Source organism: Kitasatospora sp. NPDC004669 (assembly GCF_040609455.1).
In the GTDB taxonomy this organism is placed as follows: Bacteria; Actinomycetota; Actinomycetes; order Streptomycetales; family Streptomycetaceae; genus Kitasatospora.
This window is the reverse complement of the sequence record NZ_JBEXKB010000001.1, coordinates 99,269-119,236: the sequence shown is the minus strand read 5'-3', so window position 1 is coordinate 119,236 and position 19,968 is coordinate 99,269. Positions and strand designations below refer to the sequence as shown.

General features: G+C 73.7%; 15 protein-coding genes, 1 tRNA gene and 1 riboswitch. Of the genes, 10 read left to right on the top strand and 6 right to left on the bottom strand.

Annotation, left to right across the window (positions count from 1 at the left end; translation table 11 throughout):
- Positions 1–125 precede the first annotated feature (125 nt).
- A complete protein-coding gene (locus ABZW30_RS00560) occupies positions 126–1,574 on the bottom strand; it encodes a PP2C family protein-serine/threonine phosphatase (protein WP_355668812.1) in 1,449 nt (482 codons plus the stop codon).
- A 622-nt stretch (positions 1,575–2,196) separates the two neighbouring features.
- On the opposite strand from ABZW30_RS00560, the gene ABZW30_RS00555 reads away from it, so the two are divergent.
- A complete protein-coding gene (locus ABZW30_RS00555; RefSeq protein WP_355668811.1) occupies positions 2,197–2,832 on the top strand; it encodes a bifunctional DNA primase/polymerase in 636 nt (211 codons plus the stop codon).
- 219 nt (positions 2,833–3,051) lie between these two features.
- On the opposite strand, the gene ABZW30_RS00550 is transcribed toward ABZW30_RS00555, so the two are convergent.
- The 4 genes from ABZW30_RS00550 to ABZW30_RS00535 form a co-directional block, all read right to left on the bottom strand.
- Positions 3,052–4,035: a DUF5926 family protein gene (locus ABZW30_RS00550; RefSeq protein WP_355668810.1), complete on the bottom strand. Its 984-nt coding sequence runs from the start codon at positions 4,033–4,035 to the stop codon at positions 3,052–3,054.
- Between the two features lie 131 nt (positions 4,036–4,166).
- Positions 4,167–4,604: an ATP-binding protein gene (locus ABZW30_RS00545; RefSeq protein ID WP_355668809.1), complete on the bottom strand. Its 438-nt coding sequence runs from the start codon at positions 4,602–4,604 to the stop codon at positions 4,167–4,169.
- Between the two features lie 403 nt (positions 4,605–5,007).
- Entirely contained in the window at positions 5,008–5,832 is an 825-nt protein-coding gene (locus tag ABZW30_RS00540; protein ID WP_355668808.1) for a glycerophosphodiester phosphodiesterase family protein, read from the bottom strand.
- 78 nt (positions 5,833–5,910) lie between these two features.
- Positions 5,911–7,332 (bottom strand): cytosine permease, encoded by a 1,422-nt coding sequence (locus ABZW30_RS00535; protein WP_355668807.1) that lies wholly within the window; start codon positions 7,330–7,332, stop codon positions 5,911–5,913.
- A riboswitch (TPP riboswitch) is annotated at positions 7,325–7,473 on the bottom strand. Its footprint overlaps the gene before it by 8 nt.
- A 230-nt stretch (positions 7,474–7,703) precedes the next feature.
- Between ABZW30_RS00535 and ABZW30_RS00530 the strand changes: the two genes are divergently transcribed.
- From ABZW30_RS00530 to ABZW30_RS00500, 7 genes are all read left to right on the top strand, one after another.
- Positions 7,704–9,677, top strand: coding sequence for a trypsin-like peptidase domain-containing protein (locus ABZW30_RS00530; protein WP_355668806.1), 1,974 nt, complete (start codon positions 7,704–7,706; stop codon positions 9,675–9,677).
- Positions 9,678–9,740: 63 nt separating this feature from the next.
- A tRNA-Ser gene (locus ABZW30_RS00525) sits at positions 9,741–9,828 on the top strand.
- A 139-nt stretch (positions 9,829–9,967) separates the two neighbouring features.
- Positions 9,968–10,795: a MerR family transcriptional regulator gene (locus ABZW30_RS00520; protein ID WP_355668805.1), complete on the top strand. Its 828-nt coding sequence runs from the start codon at positions 9,968–9,970 to the stop codon at positions 10,793–10,795.
- Positions 10,796–10,853: 58 nt separating this feature from the next.
- On the top strand, positions 10,854–12,059 hold the full coding sequence (locus tag ABZW30_RS00515) for an MFS transporter (RefSeq protein ID WP_355668804.1): 1,206 nt from the start codon (positions 10,854–10,856) through the stop codon (positions 12,057–12,059).
- A 130-nt stretch (positions 12,060–12,189) separates the two neighbouring features.
- Positions 12,190–13,554 (top strand): FAD-linked oxidase C-terminal domain-containing protein, encoded by a 1,365-nt coding sequence (locus tag ABZW30_RS00510; protein WP_355668803.1) that lies wholly within the window; start codon positions 12,190–12,192, stop codon positions 13,552–13,554.
- 456 nt (positions 13,555–14,010) lie between these two features.
- Positions 14,011–14,340, top strand: a complete 330-nt coding sequence (locus tag ABZW30_RS00505; protein WP_355668802.1) for a hypothetical protein — start codon at positions 14,011–14,013, stop codon at positions 14,338–14,340.
- 487 nt (positions 14,341–14,827) lie between these two features.
- Entirely contained in the window at positions 14,828–15,598 is a 771-nt protein-coding gene (locus ABZW30_RS00500) for a pyridoxal 5'-phosphate synthase (protein WP_355668801.1), read from the top strand.
- A 4-nt stretch (positions 15,599–15,602) separates the two neighbouring features.
- Here ABZW30_RS00500 and ABZW30_RS00495 read toward each other — a convergent pair whose 3' ends face one another.
- A complete protein-coding gene (locus ABZW30_RS00495; RefSeq protein ID WP_355668800.1) occupies positions 15,603–16,694 on the bottom strand; it encodes an EamA family transporter in 1,092 nt (363 codons plus the stop codon).
- A 200-nt stretch (positions 16,695–16,894) separates the two neighbouring features.
- Between ABZW30_RS00495 and ABZW30_RS00490 the strand changes: the two genes are divergently transcribed.
- Both ABZW30_RS00490 and ABZW30_RS00485 read left to right on the top strand, forming a co-directional pair.
- Positions 16,895–18,052, top strand: coding sequence for a hypothetical protein (locus ABZW30_RS00490; RefSeq protein WP_355668799.1), 1,158 nt, complete (start codon positions 16,895–16,897; stop codon positions 18,050–18,052).
- 216 nt (positions 18,053–18,268) lie between these two features.
- A complete protein-coding gene (locus ABZW30_RS00485) occupies positions 18,269–19,930 on the top strand; it encodes a long-chain fatty acid--CoA ligase (protein ID WP_355668798.1) in 1,662 nt (553 codons plus the stop codon).
- The last annotated feature ends 38 nt before the right edge of the window (positions 19,931–19,968 follow it).

Below are 19,968 nucleotides of genomic sequence, written 5' to 3'. Positions count from 1 at the left end.
GGATCGCGACACGCGCGGGCGGCCGTGCGTCCATGGTACGGACGCCCGACCGCTCACCCGTTCGGGCCCGGTGCAACCCCCGGAGCGGTGCCTGTTCAGCGGTGCCCGGCGGTGCCCGGCGGTGCCTATTCGAAGCGTGCCGCCATCAGCATCAGGTCGTCGGTGGCCGGGGAGACGTCCGGGCCGGGGCAGACGGCCAGCAGGTGGGCGCAGAACCGGTCCGGGTCGATCCGCACGTCGCGCGGGGCGTCGGCGGCGGCCCGGCGCAGGTTGGCCTGTCCGGCGTGCAGGGTCGGGCCGCAGCGGCGGGCCAGGCCCTCGCTGTAGAGCAGCAGGGTGTCGCCGCGCTCGGCGGTGAACTCGACCCCGGGGGCCTCCCAACAGGTGAGCATGCCGAGCGGGGCGGAGAGCGAGGTCTCGACGAACTCGGCGCCGCGCCGGCTGACCAGGATCGGCGGGCAGTGCCCGGCCCCGGCGAGGGTGATCCGGCGGTCCTCCGGCTCGACCCAGGCGTAGACCGCGGTGGCGGTGCGGGCCGGCTCGGTGGTCTTGAGCAGCAGCTCCAGGTCGCCGAGGACGGAGACCGGGTCCTCGCCCTCCAGCACCGCGTAGGCCCGCAGCGCGGCCCGGACCCGGCCCATCGCGGCGGCCGCACCGGGGGCGGAGCCGGGGCCCGCGCCGGGGCCGTCGCCGGAGACCGAGCCGACGGTGAGGCCGACGGTGCCGTCCGGCAGCGGGATGGCGTCGTACCAGTCGCTGCCGCAGGAGCGGTCCAGCCCGGCCGGGACGAGCCGGGCGGCCAGCCGCAGGCCGTCCGGCTGGGGGAGGCGGTCCGGCAGCAGGCCGCGGCGCAGTGCCTCGGTGGTGCGCCGGATGCGTTCGGCGTCCAGCTGCTTGGCGAGCAGCGGGGCGGCGATCTCGCAGTAGCGGCGGGCGAGTTCGCGCTGGCGGTCGGTGGTTTGGGCGGGCCGGTCGTAGAACCAGACGGCGGCCGCGAGCGGGCCTTCCTCGGTGGTGGCGAGCGGCAGGCCGAAGGCGCCGCCGAGGCCGAGGTGGACGGCGAGTTCGCGCAGCCGGGCACCGATGGCGGGGTCCTCGGCGAGGTCGACGGAGTGCACCTGGGCGGGCCGGTCCTGCTCGCGCAGCAGTCGGGCGAGCAGGCTCTGCTCGGTCGGAACGGTCTCCAGGGCGCCGAGGCTGGCCCGGTCGAGGCCGAGGCCGACCGGCTGGCCGGCGCCGCCGCACGGCATCAGGGTGACCAGGACGCCTCGGTCGGCGCCGAGCAACGCGGCGCCGGAGGCGAGGACGGCGTCCAGGGTGGCGGCGAGGCCGCGGGCGCGGGCGAGCCGTTCGGTGTGCTCCTGCAGGCTGGTGATATCGGACAGACGTCCGGCCAAACGGTCCTGCACCGTGACGGACGGTGCCGTGAGGTCGTCCGCGGTGCCCTGCGGGGCGTCGGCGGGACCGGGCAGGCCCGGCAGGTCGAGGACGGTGAGCCCGCCCGAGCAACCGGGTTCGCCCAGCTCGGCGGTCATCGGCGACGGGTGGGACGTCGACGGATGGGACTCGGTCATGCCGCCACTCCTGACGCAGTGCTACGTGCCATGCGAAACCCCCAGATACGGCCAATGTGGAGCGAGCACGGCCAAAGGTCGCGTTTCGCCTCGATTCGCTACTACTCGTCATTGATCGACAGCAATGCCACCACTTCTACACAGGCCATTCGGGGCATGTCCAGATCCAGGACGACGCGGTGCCCGGTTCCACATCGTCATCACCCCGGTCGGAGGGCGTGCGTGGTCCGTGCACGCGCCGGTCGGGACCGGAGGTATGGAGCGGGCCGGGAGCGGGCAGAACCGAGAGGACGGACCGGGCGGCCGTCCGGATCGTATTCCCGCGCCGCCCGCGCACCGGGCTGGCCGGAAGTCTCTCACTCGTACGGTGGAACCAAGCGCGCCCGGGCGGCGTCCATCCGGTCGCATACGGGATTCTCGTTCCAAGGGCTGTTCCAGTGCGCGGCCCTTCTCATGTCGTGCTCCACACCGTGCTCCACGTCGTAGCCGCGCCGTCCCCGCCATGCCGCCCGCCCCCGCTTCGCGCCGTCCGGGGCCGTGTCGTCGCGGGCCCGCGTGGCGAGTCCCGACGGATGTCGGTGAGGCGGAGCGAACCGAGCGGTCAGGGAAAGGAACGAGCGCTATGCGTGAGAACCCGAAGAGCCGGTCGCAGGAGTCGTCCGCCCGGCTGGCCGCGGCCCTGACGGCCGCCGTCGAGCACCGCTGGCCCGTGGTGCCGGGCACCGTGCTGTGCGGCGGGCGCTGTTCCTGCGGCGACGAGGACTGCCCGGTGCCCGGCGCGCACCCGCACGACCCCTCGCTGCTGGCCGCCACCACGGACGCCCGGATGGTGCGCTGGTGGTGGGAGCGGCAGAGCCCGGACGCGCCGGTGCTGGCCGCCACCGGCTCCGCCGTCTCGGCGGTCTCGCTGCCCGCGGCGGCCGGGGCCAGGGCGCTGGTCTACCTGGGCGCGCTGCGGCTGCCGCTCGGTCCGGTGCTCGCGATGCCGGGCCGCTACGCGCTGCTCGTGGCCCCGTACTCGCTCGACGCGCTCGGTGAGATGCTCGCCCAACTCCCTTGGGTGCCGGGATCGCTGCGCTACCACGGGACGGGCGGCTTCCTGTCGCTGCCGCCCGGCGGGGCGGCCGGGCGGGTGCGTTGGGTGCTGGCGCCGCGGCCGGCTGCGGGTGGCGGGGTCTGGCTGCCGCAGGTCGGGCCGCTGCTGGGCGAGTTGGTGGAGGCGACGGTCCGGCTGGACAGCGGACGCCCGGCGCACTGACGGGCTGCCGGTCGGAAAGGGGTTCCGGGGCCCGGTTCTGCGGGCCGCTCCGGAAAAACAAAAGATCCGGCCGCTGGCGACGGGGGATGCACCAGCGACCGGACTCTTTAGACAGTAACAAGGATCCGCGCCCGCGCCAATTTCCAAGACGCCCTCCAGGCCCGGAAATTGCGCCTTCACGGCGACAATGTGACGCGTATCACCCTGATCCTGCGTGCTTTAGTTCAAGGTGACCTGACGGTTCACCAGGTTCGCGCGGGCGCGCCGCTCCTCGGCGGTCAGCGGGGTCTCGTCGGCGAGGACGGCGGCGAGCCGCTCGGCGAACTCGGCGGCCGGCTTCTCGCAGTCGACGGCGGTCATCGAGAGCGGGAGGTCCCACACCGGGACGGTCAGGCCGTGCGCGCGGAAGGAGCCGACCAGGCGGGTGTCCGCGCCGAGCGAGGCCTCGCCGGCGGCGTTCAGCCGGGCCAGCGCGTCCAGCAGCTTCTCCTCGGGCACGGTCATCACCCAGCGCAGGTGGTTCTTGTCCGGGGTGCCGCACCAGTAGGCGGCGTCGAGGCCGGCCAGCTTCTCGGTCGGGATGGCCGAGGCGTTGGCGCGCTCCAGGGAGGCGGCGACCTCGCCGGTGGCGGTCTCGGCGTCCTCCAGCCAGAACTCGAAGCCGGTGTGCACGGTGGGCGTGAACGCGGCGGTGACGTCCAGCAGGTCCTGCAGGCGGCGCCCGCCCGGGACGGTCCGGCGGGCCGGCACCGGGGTGCCCGGCTCGGTGGCGAGGGCCAGCTCCAGGGCGTCCGCGAGGTCGCGGCTGAGGTCGCCGGAGGCGGACTGGGTCTGCAGGCCGAGCAGGATCGAGCCGTCCTGGCGGCGCAGGGCCGGCCAGGCCAGCGGCAGCACGGTGGCCAGGGTGACCGACGGGACGTCACCGTTGGCGGTCTCCGCGACCCCGGCGGCCAGCGTCAGCGGCACCGTCGCGGCCGGCACCAGCTCGCGCAGCGCCACCCAGTCGGCCTCGCCCGACAGGCCCTCGAACGGGCGGTGCACCAGCTCCTGCACCGCGTGCGAGGCCTCCCGGCCGTGGCAGGCCTTGTACCGGCGGCCGGAGCCGCAGGGGCAGTCCTCGCGGGCCCCGACCACGGGGATCTCGCCCGTGACGGCGGTGGTGGACTGGCGCTGCGGCGCCTTCTTGGCGGCCTTCTTGCCCATGGTGCGGCTCTCCCGGGAACGGTGGTCCTTTGCTCCGGGAAGCCTACTGACGTTCCCCCGGCGCGCGGGAACGCGCCGGGGCGGGCGTCGTGCGGATACGTGCCCGCGGATACGCGCCCGCGGGCGTGCGGCTACGCGCTGCGCGCGTCACCGCCGGTGCGGCGGGCGTGTCGGCCCCGGGCGGGCAGCGCCGCCCAGACCGTCACCTCGCCCGGCGCGTCGCGCACGCCCCAGTCGGCGGCCAGCTCGTCGACGATGCTCAGGCCGCGGCCGCCGCGGGAGGTCAGCGAGGGACTGGCGGGCAGCGGCCGGGTGGTCGCGCCGCCGTCGGTGACCTCCAGGGTGAGCACGCCGTCGGTGTGCATCTGCCAGCGGACCAGCACGCCGCCGTCCGGCTCGTCAGCGCCGTCGCCGTGCTCCTGGCCGCCCGGTGCGGGGTGTGTCCCGGAGGGGAGGCCGACCAGCAGCTGGTCCACCACCTCGGCCTTGGCCCCGCGGCCGAGGGCCGGCAGCGGGCCGAGCGGACGGGCGTATCGACAGGCGTTGCTCAACAGTTCGGAAAGGATCAATACGGCATCGTCGATGACCGGTTCCGGTATCTGCCGGTCACCCAGATCTCGACGCAGTCGGCGCCGTGCGACCCCGACACTCGCTGGGCCGTGCGGCACTGCCATGGTCGATGAGGTCGGCCCAACTCCTGTGGGCACAGTACGCGCCACCATCAACGCCACCCCCGGACCTCCTTCAGCGTATGCCGAGGGATGGATGCCCCTTGGTAATGCGTCGGAAACGACCGCCGGAGGATCCCGCGAGTCCATTTCGAGCGGCGCGACTCAGGGTCGACAAGAGGCCATTCCACGCTCACCCTCTGTCGCCCGAACGCAAGAATTCCGACAATTACGTGCACGGAAGGTTTGGTTGCCGACCGGTGTGATCAGGCTGAACCGGTACGGCCTTCGGCTCGCCGGCGGATCACCGCCCGAGCTGGGCCAGCACCTCCGCGGGCCGGTTGGTGATGATCGCGGCCACGCCCAGCTCCAGGCAGAGCTCGACGTCGGACGGCTCGTCCACGGTCCACACGTGCACCTCGTGGCCCAGCTCGCGCAGCCGGGTCACCAGCTGCGGCTTGGCCCGGACCAGGTCCATGCCCGGCCCGGCGATCCGCGCGCCACCCGGCAGCGGCTTGCCCGGACGCAGCTGGCCGAGCAGCGGCAGCATCCGCTCGAACAGGAACACCCGGTGGTACTCCGGCGCGGCGGCGGCGACCCGGTTCAGCGCGATCGAGGAGAAGCTCATGATCCGGGCGGCCGGGCGGTCGCCGTCCCGGGTCGAGCCGATCTTGAACCGTTCCAGCATCCGCAGCAGTTCGGCCTCGACCCGGCCGCGGAAGCGCACCGGGTGCTTGGTCTCGATGGCCAGGTCCACCGGGCGGCCGCAGTCCACCACCAGCTCCAGCAGGCGCTCCAGCCGCAGCACGCCGCGCAGCTCGGGGTCGGTGCTGGGGCGGCCGGTCTTCCAGGCGCCGAAGTCGTACGCCTCCAGCTCGGCGAGCGTCATCGCGGAGACGGTGCCCTGGCCGTTGGAGACCCGGCCGATGCGGCGGTCGTGGACGCAGACCAGTTCGCCGTCGGCGGTGACCCGGACGTCGCACTCGACGGCGTCGGCGCCCTCGTCGAGCGCGCGTCGGAAGGCGGCGAAGGTGTGCTCGGGCAGGGCGTGGGAGGAACCGCGGTGCGCGATCACCTGGACGGAGGGCGCGGTGCGCGCCGTCGCCGAGGACAGGTCTGTGCTGGTCACGGGGGCAACGATAGGGGGCCGAGGTGAAGCGGAGGCGAAGCCGGTCCCAATCCGAGGGGCCGGCTTCGCCTCCGCGCCTCAGGACTGCGCCGCGCGCCGGGTCAGCGGGGTGAGCGCGAAGGTGACCAGGGCGGGCACCAGGAAGGCGAACAGCGAGGCCGAGGTCCACTCCTGCGGGGTGAAGTGCAGCGTCCGCTGGGCCGAGGTCCAGAAGTCCGTCCACCAGCCCGCCACCGCGGTCGGTGCGATGAACTGGTAGACCGCGAAGCCCAGTACCCACGGCAGCAGCATCAGCCAGCGGGACGGCGCCTTCTCGGAGAGGTCCCAGCCCTGCCGGCCGGCCCCGAGGAAGTAGTCCACCGCCAGCACCGCGAGCAGCGGCACGAACACCGAGCCGATCAGGCCGAGGAAGTTGCTGTAGGTGTCGGTGAACTTGTCGATCCGCAGCGCCAGCACGGTGGTCAGCACGCCGATCCCGCCGCTCAGCACCCGGCGGTCCACCCGCGGCAGCAGGTTCTGCAGCGACATCGCGGTCGAGTACACGTTGGCGAAGGACTGGTCCGTCTCGCGCAGCACCAGCACCAGCAGGAACAGCCAGCCGGCCCAGACGCCGAGGAAGGAGTCGAAGAGCTTGTCCGGGTCGCCGCCGGACTGCAGCAGCGCCATCAGGCCGAGCACGTAGCACCACACCTGGGCGATCGTGTAGCCGGAGAAGCTGCCCCAGAAGGCCGAGCGCGCGGTGCGCGAGTGCCGGGTGTAGTCGGCGGCCAGCGGGACGAAGGAGACCGACACCGCGATCATCGCGTCGGTGGCGCCGAGGAAGCCCTTCCAGTTGCCCGCGCCCGGGTCCGGCACGCCCTGACGGCCCAGCTGGACGGTGAAGTACACCATCGCCACGGCGACCGCGCCGGCCACGAAGCGTCGCAGCACCGCGATCGAGCCCAGCGGCCAGATCGTCAGCGCGGTGGTCAGCGCGCCCGCGAGCAGCACGAACAGCCAGCGGTAGCCGCTGGTGTGGGCGACGGTCTGCGCGCCCGCCGAGATGGTCAGCAGCTCGAACACGCCCCAGCCGATGCACTGGACGATGTTCAGCACGGTCGGCAGGTAGGACAGCCGGGTGCCGAACAGCCCGCGCAGGTTGGCCATCGCGGGGGCGCCGGTCCGGGCGCCGATCAGCGCGGCCACGCCGAGCATCGCGGTGCCGACCGCCGTACCGGCCACGATCGCGGTCACCGCGGCGGCCAGCGACAGCTCGCTGCCCTTCTCGCCGAGCACGGTGGCGGCGGTGGAGAAACCGATCAGGCTGACGCCCAGGTTCATCCAGAGCGCGAAGTGGTCCCGGAAGCGCAGGGTGCGCGGCGGCTCGGTGTCCAGCACCAGCGGCGCCTCGACCCGCTCGTCGGTCGCGGGGGCGGCGGCCGCAGCCGAGTCCGCCGGAAGATCGGGGAAATCCTTGGACGCGGGCGCGTTCGAAGAAGAGGATGGCGAAGCAGGCGGCATGGCCGATACTCCCTACGCCGGCATTACCCGGACAGGTTCCGGCGGTCAGCGCCCCCTCGACGGTCCGCTGGTTCTTGCCTTGGCGTACGGTCGACATGCGCACTCTCAGCCTGGTCGGTCCAAGCTCCCGCGTGTCAGTTTGGAGCGACAGGCTAACCGGCACGGGTACGAACGCCAAAGGCCACGGGGTGCGCGGTCCGCATCGCGGAACGTCCGGGCGGGGGGAGGGGAGCCCTCGACGGTCACCCGTCGGCGCCGTCGTCGGTGCCGGCTAAGGATTCTTATGAGTTCTTCAGAGGGGTCCTTACGGCAATCGAATCGTCGGTGCGAAAAACTATGGTTCTTGGTTCTGTCAGCTATGGAGGTCGTCCGTGAGCACCGAGCGCGAGGTTGGGCCCACCGGGCCGCAGGGGGAGCAGCCCGCGGGTCCCCAGGAGGAGGCTGGGTCCGCCTCCGACGGCACCGCTCAGGGCGGCCACAAGCCGACGATGGCGTTCAGCCGGGTGCCCGAGCCCGAGCCCGAGGCCAAGCCGGAAGCCGCTGACGCGGCGCCGGCCGACGGCGCTCCGGGCGGCGGGCACAAGCCGACCATGGCGTTCAGCCGGGTCCCGGAGCCGGAGGCCAAGCCCGAGCCGGCTGCGGCCGAGGCCGCCCCGGAGGCTCCGGCTGCCGAGGCCGTTCCCGCCGAGGGCGGGCACAAGCCCACCGTGGCCTTCACCAAGGTCCCGGCGCCGCAGGCCCCGGCGGCGCCCGCCGAGGAGCCTGCGGTCGACCCGGTCACCGGCTACATCGACGCCCCGCCGCCGGTGCTGCCGCCCGCGCCGCCCGTCGCGCCCGGCGCGGCGGCCCCCGCCGCGCCGGCTGCTGCGCCGGCCCCGGCCGCCCCGGCCCTGCCGCCGGCTGCCAACCCGTACGCGACGCCGTCCCACGGCGTGCCCGCCGCCGGTGCGCAGGAGCCGTACGGGGCCCCCGCCGCGGTTGCCCACGAGCCGTACGGCACTCCGGCCGCCGCCGGCCAGGAGCCCTACGGCGCCGCGCCCGCCGGTGCGCCCGCCGCCCACGGCCACCACCCGTTCGGTGCCGGCCAGCCGCTCGGCGGTTGGGGCGCCGGCCACGACGCCACCTCGGGCGGCGCGGGCTACCCCGGCGGCCCCGGCGGCCCCGGCGGCCCGCTCGGCTACCCGGCCGACTACCCCGGCGGCCCGAACGGCCCCGGCGGCCCGCGCAAGAAGCGCGGCGGCCTGGTGGCCCTGCTCGCGGCCGTCGCGCTGGTCGCCGGTGTGGCCGGCGGCGCGATCGGCGTGGTCGCCACCAACCACAGCAGCGGCAGCAGCTTGGTGGACGACCACCGCAGCACCACCGTCCAGGCCAGCAACACCCAGAAGAGCGAGCCCGTCCCCGGGTCGATCGCCGCCATCGCGCAGAAGGCGCTGCCCAGCGTCGTCACCATCAAGGCGCAGGGCAACGGCGAGTCGGGTACCGGAACCGGCTTCGTCTTCGACACCGAGGGCCACATCCTCACCAACAACCACGTGGTCGCGCCGACCCTCAACGGCGGCAAACTGACCGTCAAGTTCGCCGACGGCACGTCCTACAGCGCCTCGGTGCTGGGGCACGCCGAGGGCTACGACGTCGCCGTGGTCAAGATCGACAACCCGCCGAAGGGAAAGCTGGCGCCGCTGCCGCTGGCCGACTCCGACAAGGTCAACGTCGGCGACGCCACCATCGCGATCGGTGCGCCGTACGGCCTGGAGTCCACCGTCACCAGCGGCATCGTCAGCGCCAAGGACCGCCCGGTCGCCTCCGGCGACGAGACCGGCTCGCAGGCCTCGTACATGAACGCCCTGCAGACCGACGCCTCGATCAACCCCGGCAACTCCGGCGGCCCGCTGCTCGACTCCAGCGGCGCGGTGATGGGCATCAACTCGGCGATCCAGTCCAACGCCTCCGCCAACGGCCGGGCCGGCAGCATCGGCCTGGGCTTCGCCATCCCGATCAACCAGGCCAGGTGGGTCGCGGACACCCTGATCAAGACCGGCAAGCCGGTCTACGCCAAGCTCGACGTGCTGCGCAACGACGACTACAAGGGCGACGGCGCGCAGATCCAGACCCGCGACATCCAGGGCCAGCCGGCCGTCACCCCCGGCGGCGCGGCCGACAAGGCCGGCCTCAAGCCGGGCGACGTGATCACCAAGCTCGGCGGCGTGCCGATCGACAACGGCCCCGCCCTGGTCAGCCGGATCTGGACGCACAAGCCGGGCGAGACCGTGGACGTCGAGTACACCCGCAACGGCCAGCCGTTCAGCACCAAGGTCACCCTGGCCGAGCGCGTCGGCGACCAGTGACCCCCGGGTGCGCACAATCGTGTGCGCCGAACCCCGCCGGAACCGTTAGGCTGACCTCCGCCTGGAGAGCTGCCCGAGCGGCCTAAGGGAACAGTCTTGAAAACTGTCGTGGCGTGACCCGTCACCGTGGGTTCGAATCCCACGCTCTCCGCTGGTAGGAGAACCACCTGCTCAGGGCGGGTGCCGAGACCACTCGGCACCCGCCCTCGGTGTTCGTCGGGGCGGTTCGGGGGCGGTCCGACGGCCGGGGTTGACCCTGACACCGTGGGAGACGGTGGAGTGGGAGCACCATGTTGAACATCGGAGACTTCGCCAACCACGGCCGGGTGTCGGTGCGGATGCTGCGCCACTACGACGCGATCGGACTGCTGCGGCCCGCCCGGGTGGACCCGGTCACCGGGTACCGCTCGTACGGGGCGGGCCAACTCGCCCGGCTCAACCGGGTGATCGCGCTCAAGGACCTCGGCTTCACGCTGCAGCAGGTGCGGGCCGTCCTGGACGAACAGGTGGACGAGGCCGAACTGCGCGGGATGCTGCGGTTGCGGCGGGCCCAGCTCGCCGCGGCGATCGCGGCGGACGAGCGGCGGCTGGCGCGGGTGGAGGCGAGGCTCCGGACGATCGAGAGCGAGGGGAACATGTCCGAGCACGATGTCGTGGTGAAGCCCGTCCCATCCGTCCGGGTGGCCCAACTGACCGGCGTGGCGAGGAGTTACCAGCCGGAGGACATCACGCCGGTGATCGGCCCGCTGTTCGACGAGCTGTGCCGCCGGATGGCCGCGGCCGGCATCGAGGGGGCGGGCCCGGCCGTCGCCCGTTACGAGGACACCCCGGAGGGCGACGGCTCGATGCTGATCCTGGTCGCCGTGCCGGTCGGGCCTTCGGTGCGGCCCGAAGGGTGCGACTTCGAGGTGGTCGACCTCCCGCCGGTCGAGGAGGCCGCGACCATCGTCCACCGCGGCCCGATGGACGACTCCATGGCCGGTTTCCAGGCCCTGGCCCGCTTCATCGAGGAGAACGGCTACCGCTCGGCCGGCTACGCCCGCGAGCGCTACCTGGAGTGCCCGGAGGACCCGTCCGGCTGGGTCGTCGAACTCCAGGAACCGGTGACCCGCCGTTAGGACCTGTCCGGGGGCGTGTTCGCCCTCGACCAGGTCGAGGGCCCTAGCGTCGCCCGGCATGACCACTGCCACCATCACGCGGGCGCCGCTGCCCGGGCCGTACCTGCTCTGGTTGGCCGGGACCCAGGCCGGACTGCTCGGCGACGCCGCGCTGTACTTCGCCCTCGGCTGGGCCGCCTCCGCGCACGGCGGCGGGGCGGCCGGGCTGGTCCTGACGGCGATCACCGTCCCGCGCACCGTGCTGGTCCTGCTGGGCGGCGCGGTCGCGGACCGGTTCGGCGCCCGCAGGGTGATGCTCGTCGGGGACGCGGTGATGCTGGCCGCGACGGCCACCTTGGCGGTCGCGGTGGGCGTCCGGGGTGCGCCGCTCCGGCTACTGGTCGCGGCGGCGGCGGTGATCGGGACGGTCGACGCCTTCTACCTTCCGGCGAGCGGGTCGATGCCGCGCCGGCTGGTGCCCGTCGACCGGTTGCCCCGGGCGCTCGCGCTGCGGCAGGCCGGCGGGCAGAGTGCCGTCCTGCTCGGGGCGCCGATGGGCGGTCTGCTGGTCACCGTCGGTGGGCTCGCCGGCGCGGCGGTCGCGGATGCGGTGAGCTTCGGGGTCGTCCTGCTGGTCCTGCTGCGGGTCCGGACCCGGCAGGACGCCCCCGGGCCGGCCGCACCGAGCGGGCTGCTGAGCGAGGCGGCGTCCGGGGTCCGGCTCGCCCTGCGCGACCCATTGCTGCGGGCCGCGCTGCTGCTCACCGGGGCTGCCGCGGGGGCGCTGCTGCCGGTGGTGTCGCTGCTCGGGCCGCTGCTCGCCCGGACGCACGGCTGGGCGGCGGGGACGGCCGGGCTGGTGACCGCCGGGCAGGCGGCCGGGATGCTCACGGTGGCAGGTTCGGTCGGCTGGCGTGGCGCGCTGCCCCGGACGGGGGTCGGGGCAGCGACCGGGCTCTGTACGGCCTCGGTGGGCATCACGCTGTTGGCGCTGTCGCCGGTGCCGGTGGTGGCGGTGGCGGGCAGTACGGTGATCGGGGTCGGTTCCGGGCTGTTCGCCTGCCACCTCGGGCCGCTGGTTTTGGGTGGCGCGCCGACGTCCCACCTCTCCCGGGTGCAGGCGCTGTTGACGCTGGTGCAGAGCGTGGCGCTGGTGCTGTTCAACGGGCTGCTCGGCCTGTTCGCGGACGTCGCGGGTGCTGCCCTGCCCACCCTCCTGTGCGCGTGTGCCTCCGGTGTCGCCGGCCTGGCGGCTCTTGCCACCCCGGCCCTGCGCCGCGCCTGACCCCGGGCGCACCCCTGGTCTTGTCCGGGGGTACCCCTCGTGCGCCGACGTCCCCGAGGCCCACTTGCCCGCCCCCTCCCCTCCGGGCAGAGTGCGGAGGGGAGGGGGCGGCCATCGAGTGGAGGCGGCGTTGAGTGATCTGACGGACCGGCTGGCGCAGGGCCTCCCGGCGGAGGCCGTCGTGGTGGACCCCGATGTGACCGCCGCCTACAGCCATGACATGGCGGGCTTCTGCGCCTCCGGTGCGCCCGCCGTGGTGGTGTTCCCGGAGACGGTGGAGCAGGTGCAGCATGTGCTGCGCACCGCCACCGAGCTGCGGGTGCCGGTGGTGCCGCAGGGGGCGCGGACCGGGCTGTCGGGGGCGGCGAACGCCGTGGACGGGTGCGTCGTGCTGTCCCTGGTGAAGCTGAACCGGATCCTGGAGATCGATCCGGTGAACCGCATCGCGGTCGTGGAGCCCGGTGTGGTGAACGCCGAACTCTCGCGGGCTGTCGAGGAGTTGGGGCTGTACTACCCGCCGGACCCGTCCAGCTGGGAGTCCTGCACGATCGGCGGCAACATCGGCACCGGCGCGGGCGGGCTCTGCTGCGTGAAGTACGGCGTCACCGGTGAGTACGTGCTCGGGCTGGACGTGGTGCTGGCGGACGGGCGACTGCTGTCCACCGGGCGCAGGACGGCCAAGGGGGTGGCCGGGTACGACCTGACCCGGTTGCTGGTCGGTTCGGAGGGCACGCTCGGGGTGGTGGTGCGGGCGGTGCTGGCGCTGCGGCCGGTGCCGGCCCCGCAACTGGCGCTGGCGGCGGAGTTCCCGAGCGCCGACACGGCCGGCGCGGCGGTCTGCGAGGTGATGGCGCGCGGGCTGACCCCGTCGCTGATGGAACTGATGGACGCGGTCTCGGTGCGGGCCGTCAACGAGCTGGGGCAGATGGGGCTGCCGGAGTCGACCCGGGCGCTGCTGCTGGTGGCCTTCGACGGGCCGGACCGGGAGGCCGAGTTGGCGAAGGTCGCCGAGCTGTGCCGGGCGGCCGGGGCGACCGAGGTGGTGCCGGCCGAGGACCAGGCGGAGTCCGACCTGCTGCTCGCGGCCCGTCGGCTGGCGCTGCCCGCGATGGACCGGCTGGGCACCACGATGATCGACGACGTCGCGGTGCCGCGCTCCCGGCTGGCCGAGATGCTCAACGGCGTCGCGGAGATCGCCGAGCGGCACGCGCTGACCATCGGGGTGGTCAGCCACGCCGGGGACGGCAACACCCATCCGATCGTGATCTTCGATGCCGCGGACGAGGAGCAGACGGTACGGGCCCGGCGCTCCTTCGACGAGATCATGGCGCTCGGGCTGGAGCTGGGCGGCACGATCACGGGGGAGCACGGGGTGGGGCTGCTCAAGCGGGACTGGCTGGCCCGTGAGTTGGGGCCGGTCGCGCTGGACCTGCAGCGGCAGCTGAAGGCGGTCTTCGACCCGCTGGGAATCCTCAACCCGGGCAAGATGGTCTGATTTTCCACACCCGCGACTCGCCTTCGCCCCGCTCCCTGCTGTCCGTATTTTCAGTACGACTTTCAGATGGTCTATGAATGGCTGAAAAAGTCGACATGGAAGGGTGGTCGAACTTTTCTGGGGCGCGTTCACGGGTGGGCTGCGCCGGGGTGGTGCGCCCAGTGGTTTGCGCGGCGTCGAAGCGCCGTGTCCCGGAGGTCGTCGAGTGGCCTCCCGTTCGGGAGAAGTGCCAGGTCGGCGGTGGTGTGCCGGTGCGCTGTCCGGATCGGCTGCCGTTATGCGCAGCGCGGGTGGATATCACGCTAACGGGCGAAAATCGCCCCGTCGGCTAGTGCTTTGTCGATTTGTTGCGGAAGTCTGTCTCCCGGCGTCGCAGCCTGCAGGCGTTCGTCTGGCCGGCGAACTCCCGCACCCCGTGCTCGACATTGCTCGATTAACAGCTTCCTGGAGGCTCACATGGCTCGCATCCATACCCGGCGGGCGGTCGGGTTCCTGCTCGCCGCCCCACTGGCGGCCGGCCTGCTGCTGGCGGGTGCCGGTGCCGCGGCCGCCGACAACGGCGCGGGTGCCGCGACCGGCTCCAACGCCGGCGTGGTGTCCAGCACCGGTACCGGCAACGTGTTCGGCGGGGTCGACGGCAACTACGTGTCCACCCAGCAGACGGCCACCGGTGCCGGTGCCTCGAACCAGGACAACACCCTCGCCGTGAAGGACAACGCGGGCAACGTCCTGGCCGGCCAGGGCAACAAGAACATCAACGTCATCTTCGCCCCGATCTTCCGCTGACCGTCTCGGGCACCACCGACGGCGGGGGCGCCGGAGGTGGACGGCCGCAGGTGAGCTGAGCGCCCGTGGAGGGGCTCGAAGCGGTCCCCGGGCGGGCTCCCGTCCGGGTGCGGATCGGACAAGTGCTTCGACCGGCCGAGCGGAAAGGGTCGCCGCGAAACCGGCCTCGTGGGCGGTGCCGTCATCGGCATCGCCCACGAGTGCGTTCTGCGGCCGGTCGGCGGGAAGCCCCGGGCCGGTGACGAAGCGCCCGGCCCGGCGTCCGAAGTCCCCGGTCCGTACGGAGCTGCTGGTTCGTACAAGTCGCCTGCCCGTACGAGGCCCCCGGCCCGTCCGAGCGGCCCGGATCCGTTCACCGAGGGCCCGCGCCCGGAGCCGTCGGTCCACGGCGGTACGGTTGCGCTCCGACAGCGCATCACGTGCCCGGGCCCGGAACGGACGGCCCGGCCGGCGCGACGACCGCGGCAACCGGAAGGAAGGGCGCGCGATGGCGGCGGAGGACGAGGACCTGACCGGCCCGGAGGGGGCCAGGCCCGCACCGGAGCCGGAGGCACGCCCGGCGCCCCCGGACGAGCACCGGCCCGAGCCGAGGTCCGTCCCCGAGCTGCTGCTCGGCCGCCCGCCGATGGCCCGCCCGCTGCCCTCCTTCGACCACGAGGCCGCCCCCGCCGAGCCCGGCCCGCTGTTCGTGGACTGGCTCGCCACCGCTCTGGACGCAGGGGTGCTGGACCCGCAGGCCTTCACCCTCTCCACGGTCGACGCGGACGGCTTGCCGGACGCCCGGGTGCTGGTGCTGCGCGACGTCGACGCGGCCGGCACTGGCTGGAACTTCTCCGCCGCCGCCGACAGCCCGAAGGGCCGTCAGCTCGCCGACCACCCGGCCGCCGCGCTGTCCGTCTACTGGCCGCAGCTGGGCCGCCAGGTTCGGGTCCGCGGCACCGTCGAGCGGGCCGCCGACCTGGTCGCCGCCGCCGAGTTCGCCACCCGCTCGCCCGCCGCCCGGGTCGGCGCGCTGGTCGGGCGGCAGAGTGAACCGCTGGGCGCGCTCACCGAGTACGACGAGGCGGTGACGGTCGCCCGTCGCCGGCTGGAGGCCACCCCGGACGCGGTCGCGCCCGGGCACGCGGTCTACACCCTGTGGGCGCACGAGGTGGAGTTCTGGCAGGGCGACGCCCAGCGCCGGCACGTCCGGCTGCGCTACACCCGCACCGGCCCGGTCCGCAGCCCGGAGTGGTCGCGCACCCTGCTCTGGCCGTAACGCCCTATCGCCGTCCGGTCAGCGTGGCCCCCACGCTGGCCGCCACCACGCAGCCGATCCCGGCCAGCTGCGGCGCGCCCAGCAGCTGGCCGAGCACCACCAGCCCGACCAGCGCGCTGACCGCCGGCTCCAGGCTGACCAGCACGCTGAACACCCGCTGCGGCATCCGCCGCAGCGCGGTCATCTCCAGCGCGTACGGGATCACCGGCAGCAGCAGCGACACCCCGGCCACCGCGGCGAGCAGCACCGGCGGCGAGGCACCGGGCGCGGTCAGCCCGTCCCAGGCCTCGCCGAGCCCGAACGGCGCCAGGGTCAGCGCGCCGACCGTCATCGACACCGCCAGGCCCTGGAACCCCTGGAAGCTGGCGCCGACCTTGTCGGTGAACAGGATGTACGCCGAGTAGCAGGCGGCCGCGCCGAACGCGTACAGCAGGCCGACCGGGTCGAGCGAGCCGCCGCCGTCGCCCTCGCCGAGCAGGGTCAGCAGCACCACGCCGGCCGCCGCGAGCAACGCCCAGAGCAGGTGGCTGGCGCGCCGGGCGAAGACCAGGGCGACCGCGAGCGGGCCGAGGAACTCGATGGTCGCGGCGGTGCCCATCGGCAGCCGGTCGATCGCCCCGGCGAACAGGTAGGTCATCCCGGCCGAGGCCACGCCGAGCAGCGCGGCCGCGGCGAGGTCGCGCGGGCGCTTGCCGCGCAGCTCGGGCCGGGTCACGGCGAGCAGGATGACGGCGGCGAAGCCGAGCCGCAGGAAGGTCGTGCCGCTGACCCCGAGCGGGCCGAAGAGCGGCTTGGACAGCGCGATGCCGGTCTGCACCAGGAACATCGCGGCCAGACAGAGAAGCGGCGCCGGGATCCTCCCCCAGCCTTCGGCCGGGGGGTCCCCCATCGGGCGCCGCAGGACCTTGCCGAACCGGCCGCTGGTTCGGCCGGGGTGCACCCCGGGGGGTGCCGCGGAGCGGGGCGCCCCACCTCGTCGCCAGCTGCCCCGCTCGCCGGCGGGCTCGCCCTTGGGGGCGGGCGGCATGGCAAGGGCCTCGGCGACGGCGGCGGCCGAGGTGGGGGCAGTGGTTTCGCCGGTATGGGAGGTGGGCATGCCGACGAGTCTGCCGTAAGGAGTGATGAAGCGGCAAGCTCGTTACAAGAATCGGGACGGATGCGGACGGGTGCGCCCGAAAGGGCGGCCTTGCGCTAGGCCCGCGGCGTGGTTGACGCGACCGCGACCGGGTCGACGCCCCGACCGCCGGGTGATCATCCGTCGATAGGGTGTCCCCTCAGGCAGCACGAGGGGGCGGCATGTCGAACGGCCCGGACTACGGGGGCGCGCACGGGTACGGCGCCGCGCCGCAGCAGAACCCGTACGGGCAGGGGCAGTACGGGCAGAACCCGTACGCGCAGCCCGTCCCGCCGCAGCAGCCGTACGGCGCGCAGCCGTACGCCGCCGCCCAGTTCGAAACCCCGGTGCAGCCCGCCGGCTTCCCCGGCCCGGCACCGCGCCGCAACCGCCTCGTCGTCCTGCTCCAGTTCCTCCTCCAGTGGATCTACGCCCCGCTCTGGATCATCGGCCTGGTGATCGTCATCGCGGTCGTCATCCTCTCCGACTACGGCGGGAGCGGCCCCGGCTCCGACGGCTGGCTGAAGGTCAACCGCAGCTTCATCCCGCCGCGCCGCCTCCGGGCCGAGCTCACCGGCCGCCCGGAGGACTGGGAGCGCTACGTCACCCCGGTGCTCAAGCGCCGCATCGCCGCCGCCGAGGTGGCGCATGCCGCCGGCGGCGGCGAGGTGCAGGTCGACCTCAGCCGCGAGATGTCGGTCGCGCTCGCCGCGCGCCTCTACCGGGGCCTCGGCGCCGACGGCGTGGTCCGGGTCGCCGAGCGGCTCGGCTGGCAGGGGGCGTCGTCAGGTACCGACGCCGAGCGGGTCCGGCTCGTTCGCCGCTTCCCCGCGCCGCCCGCCCCGAACGCCCCCTCCCCGCAGGACCCGCTCGCCGCCCCCGGCACCCCGTGGGGCCCGCAGTCGACCCGCTTCGCGCCGCTGCTGCCCGTCATCTTCCTGCTCCAGATCGTCTACATCCCGGTGTACGGCCTGCTCACCTTCTGGATCGACCGCCCCAATCCCGACCACTGGTCGTGCTGGGGTGCCTGCTGGACGGTCGGCCCGCGCGCCTTCCGGGCCGAGTTCACCAACAGCCCGGCCGCCTGGGACCGCCACATTCGGCGCATCCTCAAGCGCGACACCACCCGTGAACTCGGCCGTGCCGCCGACAGCTACGGCCGGCTCGTCGCCCCCGACGGCACCTTCCTGCGCCGCGTCCAGCTCCACCGCGCCACCTACCGCGGCGCCGGCGCCCACCAGGCCCTGCGCATCGCAGCCGAACAGGGCTGGACCCTCGACCCCGCCTACACCCCCGACCCCGTCAACTCGCTCCGGCTCTGCCGTCCCGACCACCGCTGAGCCGCGGTCGGCCCGGCAGTGCGGGCATGCCGCCGCGTCGCCGGAGGGGGCGGGAGCGCTTGTGGGGAGAAACCGGGGCGAACCAGTGATCCGTGCAACGGGGTCGGGGTGCTGACAGCGGGCGGACGGAACGGCACAATCGGGCACGTCCGCGCGCATTACCGACCGGTAGGTGTGCCGCAGGCGCCACCAGTGCCGCCAGGTCGAGGAGGACCCGTGTTCAGCACGATGCAGGACGTACCGCTCACCGTCACCCGGATCCTGGAGCACGGGTCGACGATCCACGCCCGTTCCACCGTCACCACCTGGGACGGCACCGGGCCGGTCGTCCGCAGCTACGCCGAGGTGGGCGCCCGGGCCTCGCAGCTCGCGTACGCGCTGCGGGACGAGCTCGGGGTGACCGGGGACGACCGGGTCGCGACCCTGATGTGGAACAACACGGAGCACCTGGAGGCGTACCTCGCCGTCCCCGCGATGGGGGCCGTGCTGCACACGCTCAACCTGCGGCTGCCGGGCCGACAGCTGTCGTTCATCGTCAACCACGCCGCCGACCGCGTGATCATCGTCAACGGCAGCGTGCTGCCGCTGCTCGCCGCCGTGCTGCCGGAACTCGCGCCGACGCTCAAGCACATCGTGGTGGCCGGCCCCGGCGACCGCTCGCTGCTGGCCGGCTTCGCGGGCGGCGTGCACGACTACGAGGAGCTGATCGCCGACCGGCCCACCGACTACCCGTGGCAGCGGGACATCGACGAGCGCCAGGCCGCCGTGCTCTGCTACACCTCCGGCACCACCGGGGAGCCGAAGGGCGTGCTCTACAGCCACCGCTCGATCTACCTGCACTGCATGCAGGTCAACGCCGGCGACAACTTCGCCTTCACCCCGCGCGACACCGCGCTGCCGGTGGTCCCGATGTTCCACGTGAACGCCTGGGGCATCCCGCACGCCTCGTTCATGTCCGGCGCCAACCTGTTGATGCCGGATCGTTTCCTCCAGCCCAAGCCGATGGCCGAGATGATCGCCGCCGTCCGTCCCACCGTCAGCGCCGCCGTCCCCACCATCTGGAGCGGCCTGCTGGACGAGCTGGACGCGGGCGACCACGACACCTCCAGCCTGCGCATGGTGGTCATCGGCGGCAGCGCCTGCCCGCCCTCGCTGATGAAGGCCTTCGAGGAGCGCCACGGCATCCGGGTGCTGCACGCCTGGGGCATGACCGAGACCTCCCCGCTCGGCTCCTTCGCCCAGCCGCCGGGCGGCCTCACCCCCGAGGAGGAGTGGCCGTACCGGATCACCCAGGGCCTCTTCCCGGCCTCGGTCGAGGCCCGGCTGATCGGCCCGGGCGGCGAGCGGATGCCGCACGACGGCGTCTGCGCCGGCGAGCTGGAGGTGCGTGGCCCGTGGATCGCCGGTGCGTACTACGGCGGCGCCGGGCAGGACCCGCTCCGCCCGGACGACAAGTTCTCCGAGGACGGCTGGCTGCGCACCGGCGACGTCGGCACCATCACCGCCGACGGCTACCTGACCCTCACCGACCGGGCCAAGGACGTCATCAAGTCCGGCGGCGAGTGGATCTCCTCGGTGGACCTGGAGAACCAGCTGATGGCCCACCCCGAGGTGGCCGAGGCCGCCGTGGTCGCCGTCCCGGACGAGAAGTGGGGCGAGCGCCCGCTGGCCACCGTGGTGCTGCGCCCGGGCGCGACCGCCGGGCTGAAGGAGCTGCGGGCCTTCCTGGCCGAGCGGGTCGCCTCCTGGCAGCTGCCGGAGCGCTGGGCGATCGTCGAGTCGGTGCCGAAGACCTCGGTCGGCAAGTTCGACAAGAAGGTGATCCGGGCCAGCTACGCGGCCGACGAGCTGGACGTCACGGTGCTCGGCAAGGCGTAGCGGCGGCGCGGCGAGGGCCGGTCACCCCGATCGGGGTG

What these genes read in the sequence shown, in the direction of transcription:
- ABZW30_RS00555 (WP_355668811.1), top strand. Translation starts at nt 2,197, where the DNA reads ATGCGTGAGAACCCGAAGAGCCGGTCGCAGGAGTCGTCCGCCCGGCTG.
- ABZW30_RS00505 (WP_355668802.1), top strand. Translation starts at nt 14,011, where the DNA reads ATGGCTCGCATCCATACCCGGCGGGCGGTCGGGTTCCTGCTCGCCGCC.
- ABZW30_RS00560 (WP_355668812.1), bottom strand. Translation starts at nt 1,574, where the DNA reads ATGACCGAGTCCCATCCGTCGACGTCCCACCCGTCGCCGATGACCGCC.
- ABZW30_RS00490 (WP_355668799.1), top strand. Translation starts at nt 16,895, where the DNA reads ATGTCGAACGGCCCGGACTACGGGGGCGCGCACGGGTACGGCGCCGCG.
- ABZW30_RS00550 (WP_355668810.1), bottom strand. Translation starts at nt 4,035, where the DNA reads ATGGGCAAGAAGGCCGCCAAGAAGGCGCCGCAGCGCCAGTCCACCACC.
- ABZW30_RS00500 (WP_355668801.1), top strand. Translation starts at nt 14,828, where the DNA reads ATGGCGGCGGAGGACGAGGACCTGACCGGCCCGGAGGGGGCCAGGCCC.
- ABZW30_RS00495 (WP_355668800.1), bottom strand. Translation starts at nt 16,694, where the DNA reads ATGCCCACCTCCCATACCGGCGAAACCACTGCCCCCACCTCGGCCGCC.
- ABZW30_RS00520 (WP_355668805.1), top strand. Translation starts at nt 9,968, where the DNA reads ATGTTGAACATCGGAGACTTCGCCAACCACGGCCGGGTGTCGGTGCGG.
- ABZW30_RS00515 (WP_355668804.1), top strand. Translation starts at nt 10,854, where the DNA reads ATGACCACTGCCACCATCACGCGGGCGCCGCTGCCCGGGCCGTACCTG.
- ABZW30_RS00535 (WP_355668807.1), bottom strand. Translation starts at nt 7,332, where the DNA reads ATGCCGCCTGCTTCGCCATCCTCTTCTTCGAACGCGCCCGCGTCCAAG.